This is a genomic window from Arthrobacter oryzae (genome assembly GCF_030812315.1).
Classification (GTDB): Bacteria; Actinomycetota; Actinomycetes; order Actinomycetales; family Micrococcaceae; genus Arthrobacter; species Arthrobacter oryzae_B.
The window spans coordinates 40,764-64,995 of the sequence record NZ_JAUSSM010000012.1 but is presented as its reverse complement, the minus strand read 5'-3'; the positions used below and the strand labels follow the sequence as shown (position 1 = coordinate 64,995).

Below are 24,232 nucleotides of genomic sequence, written 5' to 3'. Positions count from 1 at the left end.
GGACTAGAAGTCCAGCAGGTTCCGGCGGAAGCCGCCGTCGCCATAGCTTGTACGGAGCAGCCCGCGGCGCCGCAGCACCGGCGCCAGGCGGTCCAGCACCCCGTGAACCGTGGCCGGGTCCACGAATCCGGAGAACAGGAAGCCGTCCCCGCCCACCTCCGCCCCGGTCTCCTCGAGGTAGTCCGCAATGTCCTCGGCAGTGCCGATGATGCTGTCCCCGGCGCCGCCGCTGCGTGCCTGCAGGAGCTGGCGCAGCGTGGACCCGGGCGGACCGGCCTTGGCGAAATGGTCCAGGGTGCCCTGGTTGCTGTTGGTGGTGAGTTCGGGGAGCGGGGCGTCGAGGTCGAACTGCTTGAAGTCGATCACCGAAAGGTACGAGATGGAGTTGAGCTGGCTGTCGATGTCGCGCTGGGTGAGCTGCCGGCGCTGCTCCCGGAGTTCATCAGCCTCAGCGCGCGAGCCCACCACGGTGGGCTTGAAGACGTACAGCACCTTGACGTCGTCGGCGTTCCGCCCGGCCGCGGTTGCCTCGGCGCGGATCGAATCGCGGTAGGCCTTCATGCCGTCCACACCTCTCGCCAGGGCAATGGCGACGTCCGCGTTGCCGCCAGCGAACGCCTTGCCCCGCGGAGACGCACCGGCCTGGACCAGCACCGGCTCCTCGGGCAGCGGCGCCGTGTTCAGCGGCCCGCGGACCTTGAAGAAGTCGCCGTCGTGGTTGATGGGGTGGACCTTCGTGTGGTCCGCAAAGATGCCCGCCGCCGCGTCCTCCACGATGGCGTCCGGCTCCCAGCTGCGCCAGAGCTTGCGCACCACGTCCACGAATTCCTCCGCCTTCTCGTAGCGGAGGTCGTGCTCGATCTGCTGGTCCAGGCCGTAGTTCTGGGCCGCAAGGTCGCTGCCGGAGGTCACCACGTTCCAGCCCAGCTGCCCGCTGGAGAAGTGCTGCAGGGTCGCCAGCAGCCGCGCAGCCGTGAACGGCGGATAAAAGGACGCGCTCACCGTGGGAACGATGCCGAGGTGTTCCGTGGCGGAGAGCAGGTACGGAACCAGGGCCAGCGGATCGTGCTTGGGCGCGAAGGACGCCTGCGCCAGCGACACCTGGGCACTTCCGCCGTACGTGTCGGGCACGGTGAGGGAGTCCTCGATGATGAACAGGTCCAGCCCCGCCCGCTCGAATTCCCGCACGGCGTGCTGGTAGAGCGCCGGCTTTTTCCAGTCGTAACCGATGCCGTAGCCGGGAGTGCCCCAGCCCTGGACGCCAAATCCGTGACCCACAAACCAACCGAAGTGCAGCATGGGACTGACTGTATTCCCGTTGGATCCGTTCACGGCTGCCTGATTTCATCCGGCGTTACAGCGGTTCATCTCCCGTCATTATCCTCCCGGCACCGGCATTTGTAACTGCAACACTGAGTTACGTACGGCCCCCAAGCGGCCCACAAATGGCTCCCAGCTAACTGCGCATTGCGCGTGGTCCCGTTACGGAAGATGACGACGGCGGCGGTGCGGGCCGGCGTCGTAAGTGTTACGTTTTTGGGGAGTAATGAGAACCGGCGCCAAGCCCTGACTGGCCGGTCGGCAACCCTCCCTTTCGCGGCGGGGTGCCTCAGGTGAATACTCGGCATATCGACCCATTCGAGCTGCAAGCGTGAGAGAAGGAGATCCGTCGTGTCTGACGCACCCGCCCCACTGGCCCCGGCCGCCGAGCCGGCCATCGCCAGCCAGGACCTGCCCCAGGAAAAGCTGGCCTACCGGCTCATCACCGGCCCCGATGACCGAACCTTCTGCGAGCGCATCTCCGCGGCACTGTCCGAAGGGTACGTCCTGCACGGGAGCCCGGCGGCCACGTTCAACGGCAACAGCGTGATCGTGGCGCAGGCCGTGATCCTGCCCGCGGCAGTCGCCACCGCAGACGCCGCCGTGGCAACCGCGGTGGACGAGCTGGACTTCGACGTCGACTTCCCCGGCGAGGCCTTCGAGGGGCACGCGTGAGCTACGCCGGAGACCTGAGCCCGCAGGATGCCTGGGCCAAGCTGGAACAGGGCGCGGTCCTGGTGGATGTCCGCACCGAGGGTGAGTGGGCGCATATCGGCATCCCCGACACCAAGGCCACGGAGAACGATCCCCTCTTCATCCAGTGGACTTTCCCGGGCGGAATCCCCAACCCGGAATTCATCGACCAGCTGAAGCAGCAGGCCCCGGAGGACACCGGCATCGAACTGGTGTTCCTTTGCCGTTCCGGCGTCCGCTCGGTCGCCGCCGCAATCGCGGCCACGCAGGCCGGCTTCACCGCGTACAACGTCCTTGAAGGCTTCGAGGGCGAACCGGACCGTTGGGGCGAGCGCACCGTCAACGGCTGGAAGAACCGCGGCCTGCCCACCAACCTCGGAAAGAACTAAGTGACCTTCAATCCCGACGCCGCCGGCTGGAGCCCCGACACGCAGGCTGTCCGCGGCGGCCTTGACCGTACCAATTTCCAGGAGACCGCCGAGCCGATCTTCCTGAACTCCGGCTTCGTGTACGAATCCGCGGCAGCCGCCGAACGCGCCTTCACGGGCGAGGACGAACGGTTCGTGTACTCCCGCTACGGCAATCCGTCGGTGGCCACCTTCCAGGAGCGCCTCCGGCTGCTCGAGGGCACCGAGGCGTGCTTTGCGACGGCGTCCGGCATGTCCGCCGTGTTCACGGCACTGGGTGCGCTGCTCGCGGCCGGCGACCGGGTGGTGGCTGCACGCTCGCTGTTCGGCTCGTGTTTCGTCATCCTGAATGAGATCCTGCCGCGCTGGGGCGTTGAAACGGTGTTCGTGGACGGGCCGGACCTGGAGCAGTGGCGCACCGCCTTGGCGGAGCCGACGACGGCCGTATTCTTCGAGTCGCCGTCGAACCCCATGCAGGAGATTGTGGACATTGCCGCGGTCAGCGAACTGGCGCACGCGGCGGGAGCCACGGTGGTGGTCGACAACGTGTTTGCCACTCCCCTGCTCCAGCGCTGCGGCGACCTGGGCGCCGACGTGGTCGTATACTCCGGCACCAAACACATTGACGGCCAGGGCCGGGTCCTCGGCGGCGCCATCCTGGGCACCAAGGAGTTCATCGACGGCCCGGTCAAGCAGCTCATGCGCCACACCGGACCGGCGCTTTCCGCCTTCAACGCCTGGGTCCTGACCAAGGGCCTGGAAACCATGGCGCTGCGTGTCAACCACTCCTCGGCCTCCGCGCTTCGCCTGGCCGAATGGCTTGAGGAGCAGCCCGCCGTCAGCTGGGTGAAGTACCCGCTGCTGAAGTCCCACCCCCAGTACGAGCTGGCCGCAAAGCAGATGAAAGCCGGCGGGACCGTGCTCACGCTGGAGCTTTCGCCGTCGGGGGGCCGCACCGCTAAAGAGGCCGCGTTTGCACTGCTGGACTCACTGCGGGTCATCGACATCTCCAACAACCTTGGCGATGCGAAGTCACTTATCACCCACCCCGCCACAACCACGCACCGCGCCATGGGCCCGGAAGGCCGTGCGGCCATCGGGCTGAGCGACGGTGTGGTGCGGCTTTCGGTAGGACTCGAGGATGTTGACGACCTCATCCGGGACCTGGAACAGGCGCTCAAGCAGATCTAGCGCGCCCCGGCGGGCGCTGGCCTCGAATTTCCCGCTGCCGGAGCCGAACCTGCTGGGCATAGGCGCCGGCCTCCTGCTGCAGCGCGTGCTTCCGTTGCCCCTGGGCGGCGGGCGGCGCTTTGCCTGGCAACGGGGCATTGGCCTCGCGGCCATGGTAGCGGGGTGCACCCTGATCGGCTGGGCTTGGGCGGCCGCCCGCGGCACACGCCTGGCGGAGCCCGGCGTCCTGATCACCTCCGGCCCCTATGCATTGTGCCGCAACCCGATGTACGTCGGCTGGTCGCTCCTGCACCTGGGGATTGGCGTGGTGCAGGGTGACGCGTGGACTACGGCCGCCCTCCCGTTTTCGGCCGCGTCCGTCCACCGGCAGGTACTCCGGGAGGAGTCGCAGCTGGAGAACAAATTCGGCGACGAGTTCAGGCACTACAGGCACGCAGTGCCGCGGTACGTTCCTCCGGCACTCAGCCGTGGGCAAGGATGGTGTCAATCAGCTGGGCCAGCTCGGGTGCATCGTTCGGGGTGACTTCCGGTCCTGCCTTCACGGCAGTCGCGGCCAGGTTTCCCTTGATGCCTGTCATGGTCAGCGCTGTCTGCTTTTCGCCGGTGGATAGGCTCTGCTTAGCCAGCGCGGCGAAGGACTGGTCACCCTTCGTTTTGGCGTCCACCGGCTGGACCTCGGTAGTGATCTTCTGTCCGGCCAGTTCTACGGTGAAATTGCTGCACGCGGCTGAGGCATTCCGCGAAGCCTCCAGATGGTCCGTCAGCTCCTTGGCGTCTTTGAGGGCGATGACGGTGACCACGATCGCCGTCTTCTCAGCGGCCGACACTGTGGTTCCGGCCGCATAGGTGCTGTCCTCGGGGATCTGGGAGTTGCTGTCGGCAAAGACATTGCACTCCGGCGGCGTGAAGACCGCACTTTTCAGCACCTCTTTGGCCTTGATGATGCCCTGGTCGATCTGCGCCGCGGGAACCACGGTCAGCGGGCGCCCCTGGGCATCCTTCAGGGTGGCGAGGAGGGCGCTCAGGTCGGCATCGGTGTACGTCTTTGCCGGGCTTGGCGTGGGGCTGGGGGAAGGTGGCGAGGAGGTTGCGGTTCCGGTTCCGCTATTTGTTCCGCACCCGGCGAGGGCCAGGAACGCCGTCAGGAGGATGGCTGCTGGTGTAATGCGCCTTTGCATGGACTGATCCCCGTTCAATGAACCGGTCCGCCCCGGGGTTTTCGGGGGCGCGTTCCGGAACCGGACCCGCCGGGCACAGTGATGGGGCGTCAGGCGGATACGGCGTGCTGCTGCGCGCGAAAGTGGTGAAGGGGATCGGGTCTGGCGACGGCCGATTAGGGTCGTCCGCCGGTGCCACGATCCCCCTCGAGCACCGCTGACTGACGCGATAGCGCCTAAACTACTGCACCGAGTCCCCGCGCAAACAGAGTGTTCACTACCTGTTTCCATCGGCCCGCCGGCATCCGCCCCGGCCCTGACGGCCGTCCTGACGGAGGGCCCTGACGGCTGTCCTGACGGCGGCCCTGACGGCCGGCCTGACGCCGGCCCGGACGGCAGTGCAAGGATGATGGCATGTCCTTCTTTGACGACATTCCCGAACCGCCGCAGCGACCCCGCCCGCCCAGGCACGTGCCGCCGGTTTGGGCCGGACCGCCGTCGGACGAGCTTCCTGCGGTCATTGCAGTGGGGCAGTTCCTTCACCGGTCTGAAGGGATGGTCATGGCCGCGAAAAGCGTCGAGGTCTTTTCCACCGGGTGCCTGTTCGAAGTGGTGTGGGCAGTCCGCCGGTCCGGCGAGAAGGACAGCGAATGGAGCCTTATTGCCGATCAGTGCTTCAACCGCGGCGGCTACAGGCTGGATGCGGAGGGCGGACGCGGGGGCGCCCTCCGTTTCGGCGTCGCCCTGCCTGACGGGCGGAAGACCACCGCTTCCCACCTGCACCCGGGCATGTTTGATGGGTCAGGGACCGTGGCGGGGCCGGTCCTGATGATGGCGGGCGGCGGCGGGGGCTCGGCCAACGACGATGAGCTCTTCGCCTCCAGCAGGTTCTGGCTGTGGCCGCTCCCCCTCGGCGGCGACACCCGGGTGGTGGCGCAATGGGACGACCTCGGTATGGCCGAGGTGTCCGTTCTGATCAGCGGAGAGCAACTCACCGCGGCGGCTCCAAAGGTGCAAAAGTACTGGGCTGGGAGGTGATTTCCGTGCTAAGGCGCCTGATCCTGCTGGCTGCCGCCATCCTGGCGGTATCCGGTTGCGGGTTGGTACCGACTGCGGACCCGGCGGCCGGGTCCTCGCCTTCGTCGCCGCTTGCGACATATGTGACGTACGGGAGCGGAAGCGATACTGCCCTGCTCAAAGGGACACTGGTCCTCAACGCTGGGTGCCTCTATGTGGAAGCGCCGGACGGTGTCAACTGGGTTCCCGCATTTCCGGTGGACGAAGTCGAGTGGGGGGACGGCAAGCTCAACTACCAGGGATCCACCTACGTTTCGGGGGATGAGATCGCTCTGGGGGGCGGCACGGGCAATTCACTGCAGGGCGTGTCCATGCCGGAATCCTGCCGTGCTACGGATGTCTGGCAGGTCGGACAGACGGACTGAATCGCCGCAGCCAGGTATCGGGCTCCCAGTGGATTTGTAGAGCAGAAGTCCAGGGTTACCAAGGAGGGCGCCAACCGGCGCCCTCCTTGCCCGTCCCCTCGGCTACGCCCAGAACGCGTCGCCCTTGGCGGTGTCCTGGAAGAACTCCCGCACCTCGGCGATCTTGCCGTCACGGACCCGGAACGCGAGTGCTCCGTCCTGGTCCAGGGCCCTGCCGCCGTTCTCCGCATGATTGTGCTGCACCGCGACGGTGTTTGTTTCCCCCGCGATGATCTCCTCAACGGTCACCTTCAGGTTCCCTCCGGAACGCGTTCCCAGTTCACCGAAGTAGGCCAGGATCGCATCGCGGCCCTCCTTCGTTCCCGAGAGCACACCGTCTCCGGAGGCGTGCCAGATTGCATCCTCAGCGAACAATTCGCCGAGGGTTCCCATGTCACCCGCGCTGAAGGCCTCGTATCCGCGCCGGACCAGTTCAGCATTCTCCTTGGTTCCCATTTCGGGCACCTTTCCGTCATCGTCGCCGGGTAATTCTCGGACGGGTTAAGGCTATTCCCGGCCAATTTGCTTGTCGATGGATCCCGGTTACAGCAGGGCCTAGGTATCGAGCTCCCAGTGGATGCGGATGGCGTCGGCTACGGGCGCGGCGGCGACATCCACTGTGAAGGCCACCGGCGCGGTTCCTGTCTCTTCGATAACGGTGTCGTGGTAGACACGGCCGCAGGCGGGGCAGAGCGTGTAGAGGTCCTCGTCCGACGGCCATGCGGCCAGACCGGCAGGCACGGGCGTGGCCCCGCCGAGGTGGACAGGCATGCCTTCGGAGTTGGCCTGGATCAGCCCCTCATCGCCCACCGTGTTTCCGCAGACGCAGGTGATGGTGGTGACATCATGGCCGGTGACTTGGGCGAATTCGGTTTCCATGGCGCGCTCCGGGGGTTGTAGGAACTGATCAGGACTGCCGAACGCGCAACAGCACCGGCGCCGGCTCGCGCGCGTTGATGTCTTCGGCCCGGCGCATGGTGACTTCCACCGCGTGCGCCACGACGGCGGCCAGCCCGGCGGCGGCATCAGGGGCGCCGACGAGTCCCTCCTGCATGGCACGGCGCTGCTGTTCCGAACCGGTCCCGCGGTCCAGGATCCTGCGAACGCCTTCCCGGGCCAATTCCAGTTCGCCCTGTTCCACCAGAACCGGTGCCACGAAGTCCACCAGCGCCTCAACCACTTCCTCAGCCGGAGCCGGGCGGAACGTGCCGAAATCGAGCAGCTCCCCGCGAAGCCCGCAGTTGCTTGCCTGCCACGCCGCCATTCGCAGGAGCACGGTGGGGACAGGGGCGGGGTCCACCCCGGCCTGCCATTCCCTGCTTGCCGACTCCACCAGGCCGCGCACCAGGACAGCGATCAGCGCAGCGTCCTCGGCCTCAAGGCAGACGTCTGCCACACGAACCTCCACGGTGGGGTGGTTGCGGGACAGCCGCGCGTCGAAATAGATCATCCCCTCGTCCAGCAGCACACCGCTGTCAAGCAGCCGGGTGACCACGCGACGGTACATGGAGTGCGTGCCGAAGATCTGGGACGGCCCCGACGTCGGCCAGCGGTTCCAGGCCTGCGTGCGGTAACTCTCGAAGCCGGTCTCCACACCGTTCCAGTACGGCGAGTTCGCGCTGAGTGCCGTCAGCACCGCCAGTTTGTCCCTGATCCGGTCGAGGACGGCCACGCCCTCCTCGGGCGATTCGATGAAGGTGTGGACGTGGAACCCGCAGGTCAGCTGTTCATAGACCGTGAGCCCAAACCGCTCCTGCATGGTGGCGTAGCGGGGGTTCGGAGTGGTGTGCGTCGTGGAGGCAATCGGCGATGTTGCCAGCGCGGCCACGCGGGCACTGTGTTTCCTGGCGGCGCGGTCAGCCAGGCCCCGGCCCTGGCGGATCTGATGGAGCAATTCCGCATAGTCGAGGCACGGCCGTGTCTGCGTCTCGATCTGCTCAAGTTTCAGCTCGGCCGTCAGCCCGGTGGCGTCGTCGTCGTTCGTTGGGTCATGCGTTGGGTCATGCGTTGAGTCATGCGTTGAGTCATGGGGATCCGGAATCCGCGGCTTGTCCGGGGCGTCGTCGGCCGCGAGCTTCCGCCCTGTCAGGAGGGCGTCCGCCAGCGCCAGCGGCTCCCCGGTCACGGGGTCCACGATCAGCAGCTCTTCCTCAACCCCGAAAGTTCGCATGCATACATTGTGCGCCCGTGACGCCGCGTTAGACAGGCTCCGTAACGGAAGCTAATGAACCGGGCACTCCCGCGAACGCGCCGTGCAGCACGTCCGCGAGCGTGACGCGATCAGTCCTGGAAGTACTCGATCTTCGCGCCGATGGTGTTAAGCCGCTCGGCCAGGTCCTCGTAGCCACGCTCGATCACGTAGATGTTACGCAGCTCGGATACTCCGCGGGCTGCCAGCATGGCCAGCAGGATGCAAGCGGCCGGCCGCAGTGCCGGCGGGCAGCCCACCTCTGCGGCGCGCCACCGCGTGGGGCCGTTCACATAGATCCGGTGCGGATCCAGCAGCTGGACGCGGGCTCCGAGCTTGTTCAGCTCAGTCAGGTAGATCGCACGGTTCTCGTAGACCCAGTCGTGGATCATCGTCTGGCCCTCGGCGTTGCCGGCAATGACGGCAAAGAACGGCAGGTTGTCGATGTTCAGGCCGGGGAACGGCATGGGGTGGATCTTGTCCGCGGGGGCATGCAGCGCAGAGGGCTTCGTGGTGACGTCCACCAGCCGGGTGCGTCCGTTGCGGGCAAAGTATTCCCCGGAAATCTCCAGTGCCTGGCCCATCTGTTCCAGCGTGGCGAGTTCGATCTCCATGAACTCGATGGGGACCCGACGGATGGTCACCTCGGAATTGGTCACGATACCGGCCGTGATGAGGCTCATCGCTTCGATGGGGTCCTCGGACGGGAAGTATTCGATGTCGACGTCGATGGACGGCAACCCGGTGATCTTCAGGGTGGTGGTTCCCACCCCGTCGATCACGACACCCAGCCGCTGCAGGTAGAAGCAGAGGTCCTGGACCATGTAATTGGGGCTGGCGTTGCGGATGATCGTCGTGCCGCGGCGGTGCGCCGCCGCCATGATGGCGTTTTCGGTGACTGTGTCACCGCGTTCGCTCAGCACGAAGGTGCGGTTGTCGCCGTCGGCCGGCGGTGCCTGCACTGAATAGAAGCCGGACTTGGCTTCCACGGACAGGCCGAACTGGCGAAGGGCCTGCATGTGCGGCTCAACGGTCCTGGTGCCCAGGTCGCAGCCGCCTGCGTACGGAAGCCGGTACTCTGCCGACTCGTCCAGGAGCGGCCCCAGCAGCATGATCACGCTGCGGGTGCGGCGGGCAGCTTCGACATCCATGGAGTCCAGGTCCAGGACGGCCGGGCGGCGGATCTGCAGATCGTTGGCGTTGAGCCACGTGCATTCGACGCCGATGCTCGTCAGGACCTCGACGATCCGGTTCACTTCCTCGATCCGGGCAAGCCGGCGCAGGGTGGTGGTGCCGCGGTTGATGAGGCTGGCACAGAGAAGGGCGACGCCGGCGTTCTTGCTGGTGTTGACGTCCACGGTCCCGGACAGGGTGTGGCCGCCCTCCACCCGGAGGTGCGTCATCTGCGGCCGGCCCACTTTGACGATGCTGCGGCCCACAATTGCTTCGAGCCGCTGGATCATCTTCAGGCTGAGGTTCTGCTTGCCCTGTTCCATCCGGGCAATGGCGCTCTGGCTGGTTCCCAGTTCCGCCGCCAGCTGCCCCTGGGTCCAGCCTTTTTCTCCGCGGGCATCGCGGAGCAGCAGGCCTACGTGTTCAGCTGTCTCTTGAGTCATACGAAAAAAATATCACGCATGAGCTATTAGGCCACGCGAAACGCCGTAAACTGCGTTTGAACTCACGGAATATCCACTTCGTGCGATATGCGAGGGGGTTGCGCGGACCACGGGTCCGATGGGCTCCGGATAGTTGTCCCCATTGCCCGCCAGGCCGCCGTGCAGCAGGATGAAGGGAGAACATTTCTAGGGGGAAGGATGGGCTTGTACGGCGCGGACGTCGAGCATCTGATATTACTGTCGAAGTCCCTGAAAGCAGGGGCTGCGCGGCTCGCCAGCAAGGCAAACGAACTGGACTCGGTGATCGCACAGGGCAATTACTGGGAGGGGCACGACGCCAGGGAGTTCGCTGCAGACTGGCAGAGTCGACTCCGGCCCTTGATCGAGAGAGCCTCGCAGGGCCTCGAGGAGGCCTCCAAGCGCGCGGCGCTCAATGCCGACGAGCAGAGTTCCGCATCTGCGACAGCTTCGGTGCATTCGGCATTCTCCGGGGCCGGCAGCATGGGGGCACCCGCCTCCACCCTGACACAGCCGTCCGGGCCCACCCCTGAGGAAATCCTTGAGAAGTATCAGGTCAGCGACGCGGAGACCACCGAGTGGCCCTCGGACTGGGACCCTCTGCGGCTTGCGGTGGACCAAGTTGATGTCACGGAGAAAGAGGCCGAAATGCTAAATGGCCTCGGCCCGTTTGAAATAAAGGCCTTCAAGGACATCCACGACGACGCCTTCAATGCAGCCGATGAACGATTCCCCAGCCCCGATCGGAACGATGACCAGAACGACGCCTTCCGGCATGCCTACTGGAACGCCCTGATGGTAAAGGAATACGGTGCGGAGTGGGCGGAAGACTACGCCACCGCACACGAACAGCTCCCCGGCAACCCCGCACCCCGCGAGGCCATGGACCTGTACAACTACGAGGTGGGCAGGAACATAGCCGTGGCAAACCCGGACGCCAGCACCGAAGAGCTTGCTGGCCTGATCGAGCAGGCCGTCCGGAGCGGTGAAACCGTGGTGGTCGGACAGGACATGCTGCCGCGTCCATCGAACGAAATTCCCATGGACCAAACGGGCGACGCGAACAACGCTGAGCCCGCTCCAGGCCATGACCCGGAGTTCAACGACGAATCCCGGACGACGTCGTGATGAACCGGTCTGCGCAGCGGTCCAAACCCCGAACCTTTTTCCTGGTTCTGCTCTCGCTTGTCCTGACGTGCGCCCTTGGCGCCTGCTCCCCTGGAGGAACCACGATGCCTGAAGGAAACGAAAATCTGAACAGCCGGGTGCTGGAAGCGGCGACCGCGGGCACAGAGCTGAGGTTGGCCGATGCCACCGACTTTGACTGGGACGAGGCCGGCTTCGTCACCGAGGGGACACCCGCGAAAGACATTGAGGCAGCGTTCGGCGAGGCGGTCACGAGGGAGAACCGCTACACGGGTTCCCCGGCGTTGTTCATCTTCCTCAAGGACGGCAAGGTCGCCAAGGCCATTCGTATTATTCCGGATGCCTTCTTCGGTGAGGATGCAAAGAAGAAGTATGGGCGCGACGTCGTGCTTACGCCGTTGGATGGCCAGACGGGATTCCTCAATTGGCGCGAATAGCGCACGTGGGAAAAGCAGCCTTCTTTAATCCGCCTATTGCTGCTCGAGGAACACCATGTTCCAGGTCCCCGCGCCGACTGCCGCGGAGACGGCCGCGGCGGCAATGAGGAGCCCGCCGAGGACCACCCAGATGTCCAGCGCGCTGTACGTCGATTCGCGCGCCCAGGTGCGCTGCGCTCCGCCAAAGCCGCGCGCCTCCATCGTGACCGCGAGCCGTGAAGCACGCCGGATGGCCTGCACCAGGAGGCCGAAGCTCTGCCCGAGCGTTGCCCGAAGGCGCTGCGCGGGAGTCCCGTGCGAGCCCACGCCGCGGGCACGCCGGGCCATGCCGATCGTCTGCCATTCCTCGGCCATCAGCCCTACGAGCCGCATTGCAGCCAGGGTGCCGAGGACAAACCGGTGCGGCAGCTTCGCCTTCTGGGCCAGTGCATCCGCCAGGTCCGTGGGGTCCGTGCAGCTCATCAGCAGCACCGCAGGAAGGGCGATCGCCAGTCCCCGCAGCAGGAATCCCAGCCCCAGCTCCAGCGAGCCTTCACTGATGGACCAGATGCCGACGTCGACCAGGATCTTTCCGGTGTCCGGCGCCAGGATCGAGGTGCTCCAGCCGCCCAGTGCCGCCGCCACGATCAGCGGCCACCCTCGCTGCCACAACAGCGCGACGGTGAGACCGGCCAATGGGAACAGCAGCAGCTCGAAGGCCAGCGCCACGGAGGCGGACACCCAGTCGATGGACAGCGCCAGCACCACGGTCATGAGCATCACGACGCCGAACTTGGCCAGCGGATTGGCCCTGGTGAGCAGGGCATGGTTGGCGTGCAGGGTCAACGCTTCCCTCATGGCGCGGCCACCTCGGGATTGCGCGGGCCGGGCTCCCGCGCAGCGAGATTGAGTTCGGGCGCGCCAAGTTTCAGCTCGGTGCCGCCCAGGACGTCGCTGAACTCCTGGTCGTGGGTCACGGACACCACGGCGGTGCCGGCGTCGAGGAGTTCCGAGAGGAAGGACGCCAGCTCCGCCCACGTGTTGGCGTCCTGGCCGAACGTGGGTTCATCCAGGATCAGCACCCTGGGGTGTGCGGCCAGGACAGTGGCCACGGACAGCCTGCGCTTCTCGCCGCCCGAGAGGGTGTAGGGATTGGCATCAACCAGTTTGGTCAGCCGGAGGCGCTCCAGCAGTTCGTCCACGCGTTCCTCGCCATGACCGAGGTGCCGCGGGCCGAACATCAGCTCGTCCAGCACCCGGCCGGTGACGAACTGGTGCTCCGGTTCCTGGAACACGGTTCCGATCCGGGAGATCAACTGCTCCGCCTTCCATTTGTACGGGTCGATTCCGGCGCCGTCGCTAAGGTCAACCGTTGCAGACACCTTGCCTGCCACCGGCTGGAGCAGTCCGGCAATCGTCAGGGCAAACGTGGACTTTCCGGAACCGTTGGGTCCCGTGATGGTCAGCGCCCGTCCGGCCCGGACCTGCGCAGTGATGCCGGACTGAACCGGGACCGGGGGAACGGCCTTGAAGCGCCGGCGGCGGGGCCTTTCACGGGAGACGGCCAGCGCCTCAGCTGCCAGCAGGAGGTTCCCGGAGCCGGGCACGCCCGAGCCGGACACGCCGGAGCCGGTCACGCCCGCGGGGGCCGCGGCACCGGAGCGCGTCCGGGTGGCGGGCACATACCCGGGCACCCAGACACCGGCCGCCACGAGCATGTCCCGCGCCTGCGCCAGGACCTGGTCCGGGGCCCCGTCCAGGAGCACCGCGGAGTCCGTGGCCGATCCCGGCTGCAGCACCACGATCCGGTCCACAAGGTCCTTCCAAACGCCCACACGGTGCTCCACCACCACCAGCGTTGCCCCGGTCTTGTCCAGGCACCGGCCCACGGCGTCGCGGACCTCCAGGACGCCGGCAGGGTCGAGGTTGGCGGTGGGTTCGTCCAGGAGGAGCAGCCCCGGGCGCATGGCGAGGATGCCGGCGAGCGCCAGGCGCTGCTTCTGCCCGCCAGATAGGGCCGACGTCGGGTGGTCCAGCGGCAGGTGAGCCAGCCCGACGTCGTCGAGCGCCTCCCCCACCCGCTTCCAGATATCCACGCGGGGCACGGACAGGTTTTCGGCGCCGAAGGCGACGTCGTCCCCCAGCCGGGAGAGGACCACCTGTGTCTCGGGGTCCTGCTGCATCAGGCCGGCACGCCCGCGCTGGGCCCGCGGCGGGGCGCCGTCGATCAGCAGGGCACCGGCCTCGTCGGAGTCCTCGGCGTCCGCGGTGTCTCCATGATGGGCGCCGGCATCGCTGTCACCGAGCACTCCGGCAAGGGCATGCAGGAGCGTGGATTTGCCTGCACCGGAGGGGCCAAGGAGCAGTACGCGTTCGCCGGGCTGAATGTCCAGGTCGAGGCCATGGACGGCCGGCTGGGTCCGGCCGGCGTGCCGCCAGCCCCAGCCCCGTGCCGTGACCGCTGCGGGGCGGACGGTGTCGGAAGACGTCATGAGCGGTGTGCAGTCATCAGGAGAAGACGGGCTCCGTGGCTGCCTTGCGGGAAGCGAAGGAGCTCAGCACGCCGGTCCTGGCCAGGCCGCGGGTGGCGATCCAGGACAGCGCCCCGGCAATGATGGCGCCCGAGATGGCGGTGAAGATGATGTAGGCCAGCTTGTCACCGGCGGCGTAGGCGATGTTCCAGCCCCACGGCGCGAACGAATCGTTGAGTCCGCAGAAGAGGCCCGCCGCGGCACCGGCCAGCAGCGACACGGGCAGGTTGAACTTCTTGTAGACAAACACGGCGAAGATGATTTCCGCGCCGAGGCCCTGCACGAAGCCGGAGAACAGCACCGACGCGCCGTACTGCGAGCCCATGATCAGCTCACCGGTGGCAGCCACCGTTTCGCAGAAGAGGGCAGCGCCCGGTTTGCGGATGATCAGCATGCCCAGGACCGCGGGAATCATCCAGCCACCGGCGATGAGGCCGGTCAGCGGCGGGTAGACCGCGTTGATGGGGGGCGAAACTGCGGCGGCACCCTGGGACCAGGCCCAGAAGATAACGCCGCCGGCAACGGCGATCAACGCGGCAACAACAATGTCCACCACACGCCAGCTCTTCTTGCCGTGGTGCAACGTCTGCTTTGCAGAAATATCAGTCATGTCTTCCTCCTGAGGTACAGGAGGGGAGAGTGTTTCCCGGCCGGACCGCGGCTTCCGCCGCCTGCTGCCGGACACTCTGAGAACTCGACTCCCTTGCGCCGGTACTAACCGGATCAGGTTCGAGGGTCTGCGGCTGTCCGCACTCTCAGCGCCCGCCTCCGGTTCCCTGGACTGCTCCAGTGATGCCCGACGGCGACGCTCCCCTGTCGTATCAAATCGCCCTTGTGGGCGTTGATCAGTTTACACCCGAGGGCCCGCGAAATCCCGGGGAAGTTGTCACAATCGGGTGGCTCGACGCCTTGTTCCCCGAGCAGGGCAGCCCGCCCTCCGCGCACCGATGGGGCTAGGCTAGGGGAAGCCCTGTTTCCGTCCGCTGAGGAGTACGTCTCATGAGTTTTTTTATCAAGCTGCTTGGAACCGGAGTGAGCCTGCTGGCCGGATTCGCCGGCACCAAGGCTGTTGACGTCGTCTGGGAAAAGGTGACCGGCAGGAAGCCCCCCAAGGGCGACAAGGATGACATTCCCACGACCCTGCGCAGCGCCCTGACCTTTGCCCTGGTTTCGGCGTCGGTCAGCGCAATCATCCAGGTTCTGGCCAACCGCGGCACCCAGCGTGCCATCACCCGCTTCGCCAAGAGCCAGGACATCGTCTAGCAACTTGCCCCTAGGAGTTTTTGTCCAGATACGGGCCGTTAATTGGCCTCCAGGCCGCGGTATCTGGACAAAAACTCCTGCAATGGTGCGCTAGACCGGACCGCCCAGACTTAGGCTGGGCCGCTTGTTTCGTCGTCGTCCGCGTCGCGCTTGTCGGCGGCTTTCTGCACCACGGCCTCCAGCTCGTCCGTGGTGAGCAGTTCCTTGTGCAGGTGCTTGGTGCGGTAACCGGCCCTGCCCACCATGTGCGCGGACACCGGCACGGTGAGCAGCTGGAAGATCCACGCCACGAGAAGCACAGGCCACACCCACCATGTCCCCAGCTGCAGGCCCACCGAGGCCAGCAGCAGGAAGAGTCCCAGTACTTGGGGCTTGGTGGCGGCGTGCATCCTGCTCATCAGGTCGGGGAAGCGCAGCAGGCCAACGGCCGCGCCGAGGGACATCAGGGCACCCACCACCATAAAAACGGCCGAGACCGTGTCTATGACTGTGTCCACGCCGGATACTTCAGGATTCATGGGGCTGCTCCCGCCGGTCTGCCACGAAGCGGGCCACGGTCACGGACCCAATGAACCCGATGATGGACAGCGCCACAAGCAGCATCAGGTTGTTTAGGTGCCGGTTGACGGCCATGTCTATGCAGAGCGTGGCCCCGATGATGGCCAGCAGCACGTCGGAGGCAAGGACCCGGTCCAGCAGGGACGGGCCGATGGCGATGCGGATGATGGCCCCGGCAGCGGCGAGGGACAGGATCACGGCCGTCACTATCAGCACGATCTCCATCATGCGCCCTCCTCCTGTTTCAGTGCGGCCAGTTCGTCTTTGGTACCCATGACCCTGATCAGCCCGGCCTCGGTGTCCCGGACTTCCTTGCGCAGGTTCATCACATCCTCTCCGTTCCGGACGTTCAATCCGTGGATGTAGAGCGTGGAGGTGGAGCGGTCCACCTCCACCACCAGCGAGCCCGGAATCAGCGAGATGACGTGGCCGGTGGCGGTAACCATCAGGTCCGAATGGCTGCGGAGCTGGACAGCCACCACGGCGTTGGTCACCTTGGGCCCGCGGGCCACCGCCAGGTACAGCACCTGGAAACTGGCGGCCACCACCTTGCCCAGGAACACAATCGCGAACGCGACGGCACGCACAATGCTGAAGCGGCCGCCCAGTTCCACCGGGGGCAGGTAGAACAGCCTGGCCACCACCACGGCGATGAGCGCTCCGAAAAGGAGGTTGCCGGGGCTGAAGTCCTGCCAGAGCGCACCCCAGACAAACACCAGCCAGACCAGGAGCGGCAGTTCCTGCCGGAGGGAAATCCGCCGTCGGCTCATCTCTGGGCCTCCTGCTGTGCCGGTTCAGGCTGGGCCTCCTGCTGGGCCGGTTCAGGCTGGGCGGGCTCAGGCTGGGCGATCGGTGGCACCGGCGCATTCTCGCCCAGCACCGCCTGGATGTAGGAGGACCTGTCCAGCATGTCGACGGCGGACTGGTCCGCCACCCTGAACAGCGGCCCGGCGAAGACGGTGAGCGCCACGCCGAAGATCACCAGCCCCAGGGTGGAGCCCACCATGGTGCGCGGCAGGAGCGTGACGTTGCGCTTGCCCGCGCGGTGGCCCGTGTCGGAGTCCTCAGGGGCAGCCAGCAGCACGGGGTCCGGGTTCTCCGCATCCTCGGGCTTACGCCAGAACGCGCGGTTCCATACCCGGGCGATGGCCAGGAGCGTCAGCAGGCTGGTCAGGACGCCGCCAATCACCAGGGCGTAGGCCAGTGGCGTGCCGAGTTCCACGCCGGCCTGGAGCAGCCCAAGCTTTCCAAGGAAACCCGAGAACGGCGGGATCCCGGCCAGGTTCATGGCGGGAATGAAGAACAGCAGGGCAAGGACCGGGGACAGCTTGGCAAGCCCGGCCACACGGTCGATCGACGAGCTGCCGCCGCGGCGTTCGATCAGGCCCGTAACGAGGAAGAGGCTGGTCTGGATGGTGATGTGGTGGGCCACGTAGAACACGGCCGCACCAAGCCCGGCCACGGAGGACATGGCCAGGCCGAACACCATGTAGCCGATATGGCTCACCAGGGTGAAGGACAGCAGACGCTTGATGTCGCTCTGCGCGAGCGCACCCAGGATTCCCACCACCATGGTCAGCAGCGCCGCCACCATCAGCGGGGTGTTCAGTGAGTCCCCGGGGAAGAGGAGCGTCTCGGTGCGCACCATCGCGTAGACGCCCACCTTGGTCAGCAGGCCGGCGAACACAGCAGTGACGGGGGCCGGCGCCGTGGGGTATGAGTCAGGCAGCCAGAAGGACAGCGGGAAGACGGCCGCCTTGATGCCGAACGCCACGAGCAGCATCACGTGCAGCAGCATCCGTGTTCCCGAATCCAGGTCCGCGAGTTTGATGGCCAGGTCAGCCATGTTGATGGTGCCGGTGGCCCCATAGATCATGGCGATGGCGATCAGGAACAGGACCGACGACACTACGGAGACAACAACATAGGTCACGCCTGCGCGGATGCGGGGGCCGGTTCCACCGAGGGTCATCAGCACGTAGCTTGCCGTCAGCAGGATCTCGAACCCCACGTAGAGGTTAAAAAGGTCCCCCGACAGGAACGCGTTGGAAACCCCGGCCACCAGGATCAGGTAGGTGGGGTGGAAGATCGACAGCGGGGCGTCCTGGTCGCCGTCGGCCATGCCCTGGCCGGTGGCGTACACCAGCACCGCGAGGCTGACAGTGGAGGAGACCACCAGCATCAGGGACGAGAACTGGTCCACCACCATCACGATGCCCCACGGCGGCAGCCAGCCGCCGATGTTGACGGCCTCGGTTCCCCCGTCCCACACGGAAGCCAGCAGCACGCATTCCAGCAACAGTGTCAGCGCGAGCAGCGTGATGCTGACGACCCGCTGGGCCCGCGAGTGCCGGATCAGCACGAAGGTCAGGGCGGCGCCGAGGATGGGAAGTACGACGGCGAGCGGGGCAAAGCTTGCGATGTTCACTTCACGCCTCCTTCCGGGCCGGGGGTAACGTTTTGGGAGCCGGGCTTTTCTTCCGCCGCGGCGTCCTTGGCCTGGATCCTGTGGTCGCCGGCCTTGACGGTGGCGGCGCCGGCTTCGGGGCCGTCCGCCTGGTCGCTCTCGGGGCTGTCACCGGAAACGCTGTCGCCGGTGGTTCTGTCGCCGGAAACGCCCGAATCGGAAATTCCCTTGCCGTCGGATCCGATCATGGTCAACGGAAACTCGGACGTCTCGACGGGGATCTCGGAATCGTCCTCGGCATCGAAGCTGGGGGTTTCCGCAACGCGGATGTCCTCTACGTCGTCCTGGATCTCATCACGGCGGGCCAGCACCCATGAACGGTAGATGATGCCCAGCATGAACGCGGTAACCGCGAAGGAGATCACGATCGAGGTCAGGATCAGCGCCTGCGGGAGGGGGTCGTTGTAGTCCCGGGGGTCCGTGTCCTTGCTGAACATGGGGGCCAGACCGGCGTAGCCGCCGGTGGCCAGGATCAGCAGGTTGGTGGCGTTGGCCAGCAGCATCAGGCCCAGGAGGACACGGGTGAGGCTGCGTTCCATGATCAGGTAGATGCCGCAGGCATAGAGCGCTCCCATGACCGTCAGCAGTGTCAGGTTGACGCTCATGCTTTCCCCCTCCCGGTGGTTTCCGCCGGAACGCCGTCCGGTTCCTGCCCTTCGGTCTCACCGGCCGGGTGCTCTTCAAAGTGTTCGTCGATTTCGGCGCCCAGGCTGCGCAGCACGTCCAGCACCAGGCCCACCACCACGATGTACACGCCGATGTCGAAAATGGTGGACGTGACGAACTTGATGTCACCGAACACCGGCAGCCACAGTTCGATGATGGCGCTCTGGAAGACCTGGCCGCCGAGGAGCAGCGGCACCACCCCTGATGCCGCCGCCGTGGCCAGCCCGATGCCCAGCAGAGTTCCCGCGCCCACCGGGGTGGCTTCCCGCAGTTCGAAGCGGCCGCCGGCGAGGTACCGGATGGTCAGGGCGAGTCCTGCCATCAGCCCGCCCGCGAAGCCGCCGCCGGGAAGGTTGTGGCCGGCGAGGAGGAGGTAGATGGAGAAAACGATCATCGAGTGAAACACCAGCCGGGTGACCACTTCAAAAATGATGGAGCGCCGTTCCGGAGCCAGCGTGCGGCCTGCAACGAGCCAGGCGTCCCTGCTGGAGGCCGCAAACTTGCGGGTCAGCGCCAGTGCGGCGCTGTCACGGGAACTCTGGCCGGCGACGGACCGCCGGCCCACAGTGCCTTCGGCCACGGAGGCGGAGGCCCTGATGCCGTCGCCGCGCCCCTTCACGAAGATGAGGCTGGCCACGCCCGTGGCGGCCAACGCGAGCACGGAGATCTCACCGAAGGTGTCCCATGCCCGGATGTCCACGAGGGTGACGTTGACGATGTTCAGTCCCCCGCCGCCTTCGTAGGCGAGTCGCGGGAACTCGAGGGAGACAGGCGTCGCAATCCGCGCGCCCATGGCGTAGATGGCCACGAAGATCATGGTGACGCCGAAAGCCACGCCGATGATCACACGGATCACACGGTACTTGCCGCCGGTGCGGTCCCGGAGTTCGGCAGGCAGGCTGCGCATGGCCAGCACGAACGCGACGAGGATGATGGTTTCCACCAGCATCTGGGTCAGGGCAAGATCCGGTGCGCCCTGCAGGGCGAACATGAGGGCGATGCCGTAGCCGGTCACAGACACCATCAGCACCGCAAGGAACCGCTTGTTCGCCCGCACGGCGGCCAGCGCCCCGATCACGATGCCGGCGCCCGCCACGAGCTGCAGCGGCGAATTGGGGTCGATGAAGTACAGGCCGTCCGGCAGGGGCTTCCCTGCAATGATCAGGGCGGTAAGGGGAAGCGTGAAGGCCACCGTGAGGATCACCGCGAGGTAGAAGAACAGCGAACCACGCTGCGTGCGTCCGGTGACCCAGACGGCGACGTCGTCCAGTGCGCCGATGGTCACCTGGTAGGCGCGGTCACCGTCCACCCAGGCCGGCACCAGGCTCTGCACCCGGGCAACGAGGTTGCGTCCGTAGAACATGGCCACGCCGAGCACGAAGGTGATGGCCGTCAGGCCCAGCGCGGGGGTGAGCCCGTGCCACAGCGTAAGGTGCCCTGCGGCGCTTGCCGGGTCGCCGCCGTCGTGCACGAATTCAGCGGCGTACGGCTGAATCCATTCGTCCACCGGCGCCGGCCAGAGGCCATAAACGATCGTGAGCAGGCTCAGCAGTGCCGGGGCAGCCAGGAAGGACGGCTTGATGGCTTTGAACGGTGTGGGCTCGATGCCCGGCTTCGCCGCGAAGGCGCCCCACATGAACCGTGCGCTGTAGGCGAAGGTGAGGATGGAACCCAGGACCAACCCGACGAGCACCACCATCCCCCAGGGGTTGGCCTGACCGGCGGCGTCAGGTGAGGTGCCGTAGTGCACGAAGGCCTCGAACACCGATTCCTTGGCCACAAAGCCAGCCAGCGGCGGGATTCCGGCCATCGAGGCGGCACCGATGGCCGCGACGACAGCCAGCGCGCGGGACGATTTGTAGACGCCGGACAGCTTGCGGAGGTCACGGGTTCCGGATTGGTGGTCGATGATGCCCACCACCAGGAACAGGGTGGCTTTGAAGAGCCCGTGGGCCAGGAGCAGGGCAAGCCCGGCCAGCGCAGCGTCCGGTTTGCCGAGCCCCACCACCATGGTGAGGAAGCCCAGCTGGCTGACTGTGCCGTAGGCGAGGATGAGCTTGATGTCGGTCTGCCGGAGCGCCCGGTACCCGCCCACCAGCATGGTGCCCAGGCCCAGGACCAGTACCATCGGCAGCCAGTAGGTAGTCTCCGCGAACCCGGGCGCCAGCCGCGCCACGAGGTAGACGCCGGCCTTCACCATCGCCGCGGCATGAAGGTACGCGCTCACCGGGGTGGGCGCTGCCATCGCGCCGGGGAGCCAGAAATGGAACGGGATCAGTGCCGATTTCGTCACGGCACCGATGAGGATCAGTACGACGGCGGCGGCCACGGCGCCCGCTGCCGGACCGGAAGCCAACTCCGGAGCCTGCTCCAGGATGGCTGAAATGCGGTAGGTTCCGGCGCTGAACCCCAGGACGATCAGGCCCACCAGCATGGCCAGGCCGCCCGCCGTGGTGACCATCAGGGCCTGCAGGGCAGAGCGCCGGGCCGAGAGCCTGGTGCGGGCGTAGCCGATCAGCAGATACGACAGGATGGTGGTGAGTTCCCAGAAAATGAACATCAGGAGCAGGTCATCGGCCGTGACCAGGCCGAACATTGCCCCGGCAAAGGCCAGGAGCTGGGCGCCGAAGCCGCCCAGGTTGCTGTCCTTGTTCTTGAAGTAGCGCGCGCAGTAGACCAGAACCAGCGCACCCACCCCGAGCACCAGCAGGGACATGATCCAGGCGAGGGCGTCCATCCGGAACGCGAGTTCGATCTGGAGTTCGGGGATCCACGGAAGGGTCTCGGTGACCGCGCCCCCAGCCGAACCCTGGTAAACGGCGTCGCGCTGCAGAAGCAGCCAGGCGAATGATCCTGCGGGGACCGCGGCCAGCGCGTAGAACGAATTCCTGCGGAATTTCCGGAACAGGAACGGCGCCACAGCGGCCACCGCGAAATGCACGGCAAGGACTGTGATCACTGGTATCTCCGCAACGTCAGGAATTCGATTGTCAAAAGTTGGAGCAGGCGGTCATAGGTCGGGTTCGGTGCACACAGTTTATCAAGCGGACGCAAACACTTTTGCCACGCAGGCCCCTGCTGCCTCCCGGTTTCCCCGTGACTCCGGGGAGTTTCCACCTTCCGGTAACTCATCGTTGCGCTTAGGGCGGATAGCATCAGCGTATGAACCCCGTCACCGCCTCCGCGGCCACGCAGCCGCCGTCCGAGCTGGAGTCCGGAACGCTGCCCGCAAGCAAGGGCCGGGTGCTCGCCTGGGCTGCCTGGGACTGGGGCTCGGCGGCGTTCAACGCCGTGATGACCACGTTCGTCTTTACTGTCTACCTGACGTCCAACGCTTTCGGCGGCGAAGACCAGGCATCTGCGGTGCTGGGCGCTGCGTTGGCGATTGCCGGCGCCGCCATTGCAGTCCTTGCACCTGTGACGGGCCAGCGTTCGGACACCGGCGGCCGCCGGAAGCTGTGGCTGGGGGTCAACACGGCTGCCGTCGCAGTCCTGACCGGCCTGTGCTTTTTTGTCTTCCCGCGGCCGGAGTTCCTGCTGCTCGGCGTCACGCTCATCGCCCTGGGCAACGTTTTCTTCGAGTTCGCCGGGGTGAACTACAACGCCATGCTGGCGCAGATCTCCACCCCGAAGAACATCGGCAAGGTCAGCGGCTTCGGTTGGGGCATGGGCTACCTTGGCGGCATCGTCGCCCTGCTGATGGTGCTGCAGCTCTTCGTCCAGCCCAGCTTCGCATGGTTCGGTTCCTCCACCCAGGACAGCCTCAACATCCGGCTTGTGGCGGTGTTCTCCGCCCTCTGGTTTTTCATCTTTGCCTTGCCGGTCCTGTTCGCCGTCCCGGAACTGCCTAAACCGAAGCAGGCCGCCAAGCTGGGATTCCTGGCCTCCTACGGCTTGCTGGTCCGCCGGATCACGGCGATCTACCGGACCAGCCCGCACACCATCTTCTTCCTCCTCGCCAGCGCCATCTTCCGCGACGGACTGGCCGCCGTCTTTACGTTTGGCGGGATCATCGCCGCGGGAACGTTCGGGTTCGAACTGAAGGAAGTAATCTTCTTCGCCATCTTCGGCAACGTCGTGGCGGCTGTGGGAGCCATGATCGGCGGCTACCTGGACGACCGGACCGGTCCCAAGGCCGTCATCATCGGTTCACTCGTCGGGCTGCTGGTCGCCGGCACGGTCATCCTGGTCCTGGGCAACGGCAGCTACGTCTTCCTTGGCCAGGCCTGGGCGGGCACCACTACGTTCTGGGTATTCGGGCTGTTCCTGTGCCTCTTCGTCGGACCTGCCCAGTCCTCATCCCGCGCCTACCTTGCCCGGCTGGCGCCGCATGGCGAATCCGGGGAGCTCTTTGGCCTGTATGCCACCACCGGCCGGGCCGTCAGCTTCCTGGCACCAACGCTCTTCACGCTGTGCATCGCCGTGGCCTCCCCGCTGGTTGAACCGGGGGAAGCGCAGCGCTGGGGCATCCTCGGCATCATGGTGGTGCTGCTGGCCGGGTTGCTGGTGCTGCTCCCGGTCAAGCCGCCCGGCAAGGTGCAGATCGCCGTGGTTCCCGACGCCTGAGCAGACGGCCGGGAATTCGGCGGTTTCGGAGCCCCAACTGCCTCCGCGCGGACTAGGCTGGTGCCATGAACGTGGATGAGACAGACCTTCCTGGCCTCGGCAGGCGCAAGGATTTCATGACCACCTCGGGGCGCCGGATCGGCGTGGTGGAATACCGTGAGGGTCAAACCGAACTGATCGTTTCCACCTGGGACGATCCCGATACGTGCCAGGCGTCCATCCCCCTGACCGCCGACGAAGCCGCCACACTGGGCAACCTCCTGGGCGGGCAACGCCTGGCCATGCAGCTGTCGGAAGAACACCGGGAGATCCCCGGGATCGTCACCCGCCAGTTCTCCATTGCCGCGGACTCGCCGTTCCACAACCAGCCCATGGGCAAGGCCTGTATCCGCACACGCAGCGGTGTCTCCATCGTTGCCATCATGCGGGAGGGAGAGGTGGTCCCGTCTCCGGGGCCTGACGTCGTCCTTCACCCCGGCGATCTGCTCGTGGCGGTGGGAACGCAAGAAGGCCTCGATACGGCGGCCGATATCCTGCGCAACGGCTGA

General features: G+C 66.1%; 26 protein-coding genes and 2 riboswitches. Of the genes, 11 read left to right on the top strand and 15 right to left on the bottom strand.

The genetic code is table 11. From position 1 onward, the window contains the following. Positions 1 to 3: 3 nt before the first annotated feature. Positions 4 to 1,299, bottom strand: coding sequence for an NtaA/DmoA family FMN-dependent monooxygenase (locus J2S97_RS20130; RefSeq protein WP_373460603.1), 1,296 nt, complete (start codon positions 1,297 to 1,299; stop codon positions 4 to 6). A 243-nt stretch (positions 1,300 to 1,542) separates the two neighbouring features. Beyond that, a riboswitch (SAM riboswitch) is annotated at positions 1,543 to 1,658 on the top strand. Between the two features lie 58 nt (positions 1,659 to 1,716). Between J2S97_RS20130 and J2S97_RS20125 the strand changes: the two genes are divergently transcribed. The 4 genes from J2S97_RS20125 to J2S97_RS24075 are packed head-to-tail and all read left to right on the top strand — an operon-like array spanning position 1,717 to position 4,134. Further along, on the top strand, positions 1,717 to 1,995 hold the full coding sequence (locus J2S97_RS20125; RefSeq protein WP_307051756.1) for a DUF1737 domain-containing protein: 279 nt from the start codon (positions 1,717 to 1,719) through the stop codon (positions 1,993 to 1,995). Beyond that, positions 1,992 to 2,402 (top strand): rhodanese-like domain-containing protein, encoded by a 411-nt coding sequence (locus tag J2S97_RS20120; RefSeq protein WP_307051709.1) that lies wholly within the window; start codon positions 1,992 to 1,994, stop codon positions 2,400 to 2,402. The genes J2S97_RS20125 and J2S97_RS20120 overlap by 4 nt, the downstream gene beginning before the upstream one ends. Continuing rightward, positions 2,403 to 3,611 (top strand): O-succinylhomoserine sulfhydrylase, encoded by a 1,209-nt coding sequence (locus tag J2S97_RS20115; protein WP_307051708.1) that lies wholly within the window; start codon positions 2,403 to 2,405, stop codon positions 3,609 to 3,611. Next, a complete protein-coding gene (locus J2S97_RS24075; RefSeq protein WP_373460602.1) occupies positions 3,562 to 4,134 on the top strand; it encodes a methyltransferase family protein in 573 nt (190 codons plus the stop codon). Before J2S97_RS20115 ends, J2S97_RS24075 begins: the two co-directional genes overlap by 50 nt. Here the strand turns inward: J2S97_RS24075 and J2S97_RS20110 are convergent. Beyond that, the gene (locus J2S97_RS20110; protein ID WP_307051707.1) at positions 4,073 to 4,789 is read right to left on the bottom strand and encodes a hypothetical protein; all 717 of its coding nucleotides are present in this window, start codon (positions 4,787 to 4,789) and stop codon (positions 4,073 to 4,075) included. The two genes, J2S97_RS24075 and J2S97_RS20110, sit on opposite strands and share 62 nt — an antisense overlap. A gap of 393 nt (positions 4,790 to 5,182) precedes the next feature. Here J2S97_RS20110 and J2S97_RS20105 point away from each other — a divergent pair, with 393 nt between their 5' ends. Further along, a complete protein-coding gene (locus tag J2S97_RS20105) occupies positions 5,183 to 5,806 on the top strand; it encodes a hypothetical protein (RefSeq protein ID WP_307051706.1) in 624 nt (207 codons plus the stop codon). Positions 5,807 to 5,811: 5 nt separating this feature from the next. Further along, the gene (locus J2S97_RS20100; RefSeq protein WP_307051705.1) at positions 5,812 to 6,210 is read left to right on the top strand and encodes a hypothetical protein; all 399 of its coding nucleotides are present in this window, start codon (positions 5,812 to 5,814) and stop codon (positions 6,208 to 6,210) included. Between the two features lie 102 nt (positions 6,211 to 6,312). On the opposite strand, the gene J2S97_RS20095 is transcribed toward J2S97_RS20100, so the two are convergent. From J2S97_RS20095 to J2S97_RS20080, 4 genes are all read right to left on the bottom strand, one after another. After that, positions 6,313 to 6,705 carry a nuclear transport factor 2 family protein gene (locus J2S97_RS20095; RefSeq protein ID WP_307051704.1) on the bottom strand — a complete coding sequence of 131 codons (393 nt, stop codon included), beginning with the start codon at positions 6,703 to 6,705 and terminating at the stop codon, positions 6,313 to 6,315. 99 nt (positions 6,706 to 6,804) lie between these two features. Then, a complete protein-coding gene (locus tag J2S97_RS20090) occupies positions 6,805 to 7,128 on the bottom strand; it encodes a hypothetical protein (RefSeq protein ID WP_307051703.1) in 324 nt (107 codons plus the stop codon). Between the two features lie 28 nt (positions 7,129 to 7,156). Continuing rightward, positions 7,157 to 8,419, bottom strand: a complete 1,263-nt coding sequence (locus tag J2S97_RS20085; protein ID WP_307051702.1) for a glutamate--cysteine ligase 2 — start codon at positions 8,417 to 8,419, stop codon at positions 7,157 to 7,159. Between the two features lie 110 nt (positions 8,420 to 8,529). Next, the gene (locus J2S97_RS20080; protein ID WP_307051701.1) at positions 8,530 to 10,053 is read right to left on the bottom strand and encodes a UDP-N-acetylglucosamine 1-carboxyvinyltransferase; all 1,524 of its coding nucleotides are present in this window, start codon (positions 10,051 to 10,053) and stop codon (positions 8,530 to 8,532) included. A gap of 198 nt (positions 10,054 to 10,251) precedes the next feature. Between J2S97_RS20080 and J2S97_RS20075 the strand changes: the two genes are divergently transcribed. Both J2S97_RS20075 and J2S97_RS20070 read left to right on the top strand, forming a co-directional pair. After that, a complete protein-coding gene (locus J2S97_RS20075) occupies positions 10,252 to 11,199 on the top strand; it encodes a DUF6973 domain-containing protein (protein WP_307051700.1) in 948 nt (315 codons plus the stop codon). Positions 11,200 to 11,303: 104 nt separating this feature from the next. After that, positions 11,304 to 11,654 (top strand): hypothetical protein, encoded by a 351-nt coding sequence (locus J2S97_RS20070; RefSeq protein ID WP_307051699.1) that lies wholly within the window; start codon positions 11,304 to 11,306, stop codon positions 11,652 to 11,654. Positions 11,655 to 11,687: 33 nt separating this feature from the next. On the opposite strand, the gene J2S97_RS20065 is transcribed toward J2S97_RS20070, so the two are convergent. The 3 genes from J2S97_RS20065 to J2S97_RS20055 are packed head-to-tail and all read right to left on the bottom strand — an operon-like array spanning position 11,688 to position 14,774. After that, positions 11,688 to 12,491, bottom strand: coding sequence for an energy-coupling factor transporter transmembrane component T family protein (locus tag J2S97_RS20065; RefSeq protein ID WP_307051698.1), 804 nt, complete (start codon positions 12,489 to 12,491; stop codon positions 11,688 to 11,690). Beyond that, a complete protein-coding gene (locus J2S97_RS20060) occupies positions 12,488 to 14,125 on the bottom strand; it encodes an ABC transporter ATP-binding protein (protein ID WP_307051697.1) in 1,638 nt (545 codons plus the stop codon). The genes J2S97_RS20065 and J2S97_RS20060 overlap by 4 nt, the downstream gene beginning before the upstream one ends. A gap of 16 nt (positions 14,126 to 14,141) precedes the next feature. Next, positions 14,142 to 14,774 (bottom strand): ECF transporter S component, encoded by a 633-nt coding sequence (locus tag J2S97_RS20055; RefSeq protein WP_307051696.1) that lies wholly within the window; start codon positions 14,772 to 14,774, stop codon positions 14,142 to 14,144. A 72-nt stretch (positions 14,775 to 14,846) separates the two neighbouring features. Beyond that, a riboswitch (TPP riboswitch) is annotated at positions 14,847 to 14,989 on the bottom strand. Positions 14,990 to 15,163: 174 nt separating this feature from the next. Between J2S97_RS20055 and J2S97_RS20050 the strand changes: the two genes are divergently transcribed. After that, entirely contained in the window at positions 15,164 to 15,427 is a 264-nt protein-coding gene (locus J2S97_RS20050) for a DUF4235 domain-containing protein (protein WP_307051695.1), read from the top strand. Positions 15,428 to 15,537: 110 nt separating this feature from the next. Here the strand turns inward: J2S97_RS20050 and mnhG are convergent, their stop codons facing one another. Genes mnhG through J2S97_RS20020 form a run of 6 tightly spaced genes read right to left on the bottom strand, consistent with a single transcriptional unit; the run spans position 15,538 to position 22,077 of the window. Further along, positions 15,538 to 15,945 carry a monovalent cation/H(+) antiporter subunit G gene (gene mnhG, locus J2S97_RS20045; protein WP_307051694.1) on the bottom strand — a complete coding sequence of 136 codons (408 nt, stop codon included), beginning with the start codon at positions 15,943 to 15,945 and terminating at the stop codon, positions 15,538 to 15,540. Continuing rightward, positions 15,935 to 16,213: a monovalent cation/H+ antiporter complex subunit F gene (locus J2S97_RS20040; protein WP_307051693.1), complete on the bottom strand. Its 279-nt coding sequence runs from the start codon at positions 16,211 to 16,213 to the stop codon at positions 15,935 to 15,937. The genes mnhG and J2S97_RS20040 overlap by 11 nt, the downstream gene beginning before the upstream one ends. Further along, on the bottom strand, positions 16,210 to 16,755 hold the full coding sequence (locus J2S97_RS20035; RefSeq protein WP_307051692.1) for a Na+/H+ antiporter subunit E: 546 nt from the start codon (positions 16,753 to 16,755) through the stop codon (positions 16,210 to 16,212). The genes J2S97_RS20040 and J2S97_RS20035 overlap by 4 nt, the downstream gene beginning before the upstream one ends. Next, positions 16,752 to 18,413, bottom strand: a complete 1,662-nt coding sequence (locus tag J2S97_RS20030; RefSeq protein ID WP_307051691.1) for a Na+/H+ antiporter subunit D — start codon at positions 18,411 to 18,413, stop codon at positions 16,752 to 16,754. Before J2S97_RS20030 ends, J2S97_RS20035 begins: the two co-directional genes overlap by 4 nt. Then, positions 18,410 to 19,057, bottom strand: coding sequence for a Na(+)/H(+) antiporter subunit C (locus J2S97_RS20025; RefSeq protein WP_307051690.1), 648 nt, complete (start codon positions 19,055 to 19,057; stop codon positions 18,410 to 18,412). Before J2S97_RS20025 ends, J2S97_RS20030 begins: the two co-directional genes overlap by 4 nt. Further along, positions 19,054 to 22,077, bottom strand: a complete 3,024-nt coding sequence (locus J2S97_RS20020) for a Na+/H+ antiporter subunit A (RefSeq protein WP_307051689.1) — start codon at positions 22,075 to 22,077, stop codon at positions 19,054 to 19,056. Before J2S97_RS20020 ends, J2S97_RS20025 begins: the two co-directional genes overlap by 4 nt. Positions 22,078 to 22,280: 203 nt before the next feature. On the opposite strand from J2S97_RS20020, the gene J2S97_RS20015 reads away from it, so the two are divergent. Both J2S97_RS20015 and J2S97_RS20010 read left to right on the top strand, forming a co-directional pair. Then, complete coding sequence (locus J2S97_RS20015) at positions 22,281 to 23,684, top strand: MFS transporter (RefSeq protein WP_307051688.1); 1,404 nt, start codon at positions 22,281 to 22,283, stop codon at positions 23,682 to 23,684. A 65-nt stretch (positions 23,685 to 23,749) separates the two neighbouring features. Beyond that, on the top strand, positions 23,750 to 24,232 hold the full coding sequence (locus tag J2S97_RS20010; protein ID WP_307051687.1) for a cation:proton antiporter regulatory subunit: 483 nt from the start codon (positions 23,750 to 23,752) through the stop codon (positions 24,230 to 24,232).

Excerpts from the sequence above, each read along its gene's own strand:
- J2S97_RS20130 (WP_373460603.1), bottom strand. The coding sequence starts at position 1,299 with ATGCTGCACTTCGGTTGGTTTGTGGGTCACGGATTTGGCGTCCAGGGC.
- J2S97_RS24075 (WP_373460602.1), top strand. The coding sequence starts at position 3,562 with ATGTTGACGACCTCATCCGGGACCTGGAACAGGCGCTCAAGCAGATCT.
- J2S97_RS20110 (WP_307051707.1), bottom strand. The coding sequence starts at position 4,789 with ATGCAAAGGCGCATTACACCAGCAGCCATCCTCCTGACGGCGTTCCTG.
- J2S97_RS20105 (WP_307051706.1), top strand. The coding sequence starts at position 5,183 with ATGTCCTTCTTTGACGACATTCCCGAACCGCCGCAGCGACCCCGCCCG.
- J2S97_RS20095 (WP_307051704.1), bottom strand. The coding sequence starts at position 6,705 with ATGGGAACCAAGGAGAATGCTGAACTGGTCCGGCGCGGATACGAGGCC.
- J2S97_RS20090 (WP_307051703.1), bottom strand. The coding sequence starts at position 7,128 with ATGGAAACCGAATTCGCCCAAGTCACCGGCCATGATGTCACCACCATC.
- J2S97_RS20085 (WP_307051702.1), bottom strand. The coding sequence starts at position 8,419 with ATGCGAACTTTCGGGGTTGAGGAAGAGCTGCTGATCGTGGACCCCGTG.
- J2S97_RS20080 (WP_307051701.1), bottom strand. The coding sequence starts at position 10,053 with ATGACTCAAGAGACAGCTGAACACGTAGGCCTGCTGCTCCGCGATGCC.
- J2S97_RS20075 (WP_307051700.1), top strand. The coding sequence starts at position 10,252 with ATGGGCTTGTACGGCGCGGACGTCGAGCATCTGATATTACTGTCGAAG.
- J2S97_RS20070 (WP_307051699.1), top strand. The coding sequence starts at position 11,304 with ATGCCTGAAGGAAACGAAAATCTGAACAGCCGGGTGCTGGAAGCGGCG.
- J2S97_RS20065 (WP_307051698.1), bottom strand. The coding sequence starts at position 12,491 with ATGAGGGAAGCGTTGACCCTGCACGCCAACCATGCCCTGCTCACCAGG.
- J2S97_RS20060 (WP_307051697.1), bottom strand. The coding sequence starts at position 14,125 with ATGACGTCTTCCGACACCGTCCGCCCCGCAGCGGTCACGGCACGGGGC.
- J2S97_RS20055 (WP_307051696.1), bottom strand. The coding sequence starts at position 14,774 with ATGACTGATATTTCTGCAAAGCAGACGTTGCACCACGGCAAGAAGAGC.
- J2S97_RS20050 (WP_307051695.1), top strand. The coding sequence starts at position 15,164 with ATGAGTTTTTTTATCAAGCTGCTTGGAACCGGAGTGAGCCTGCTGGCC.
- mnhG (WP_307051694.1), bottom strand. The coding sequence starts at position 15,945 with ATGAATCCTGAAGTATCCGGCGTGGACACAGTCATAGACACGGTCTCG.
- J2S97_RS20040 (WP_307051693.1), bottom strand. The coding sequence starts at position 16,213 with ATGATGGAGATCGTGCTGATAGTGACGGCCGTGATCCTGTCCCTCGCC.
- J2S97_RS20035 (WP_307051692.1), bottom strand. The coding sequence starts at position 16,755 with ATGAGCCGACGGCGGATTTCCCTCCGGCAGGAACTGCCGCTCCTGGTC.
- J2S97_RS20025 (WP_307051690.1), bottom strand. The coding sequence starts at position 19,057 with ATGAGCGTCAACCTGACACTGCTGACGGTCATGGGAGCGCTCTATGCC.
- J2S97_RS20015 (WP_307051688.1), top strand. The coding sequence starts at position 22,281 with ATGAACCCCGTCACCGCCTCCGCGGCCACGCAGCCGCCGTCCGAGCTG.
- J2S97_RS20010 (WP_307051687.1), top strand. The coding sequence starts at position 23,750 with ATGAACGTGGATGAGACAGACCTTCCTGGCCTCGGCAGGCGCAAGGAT.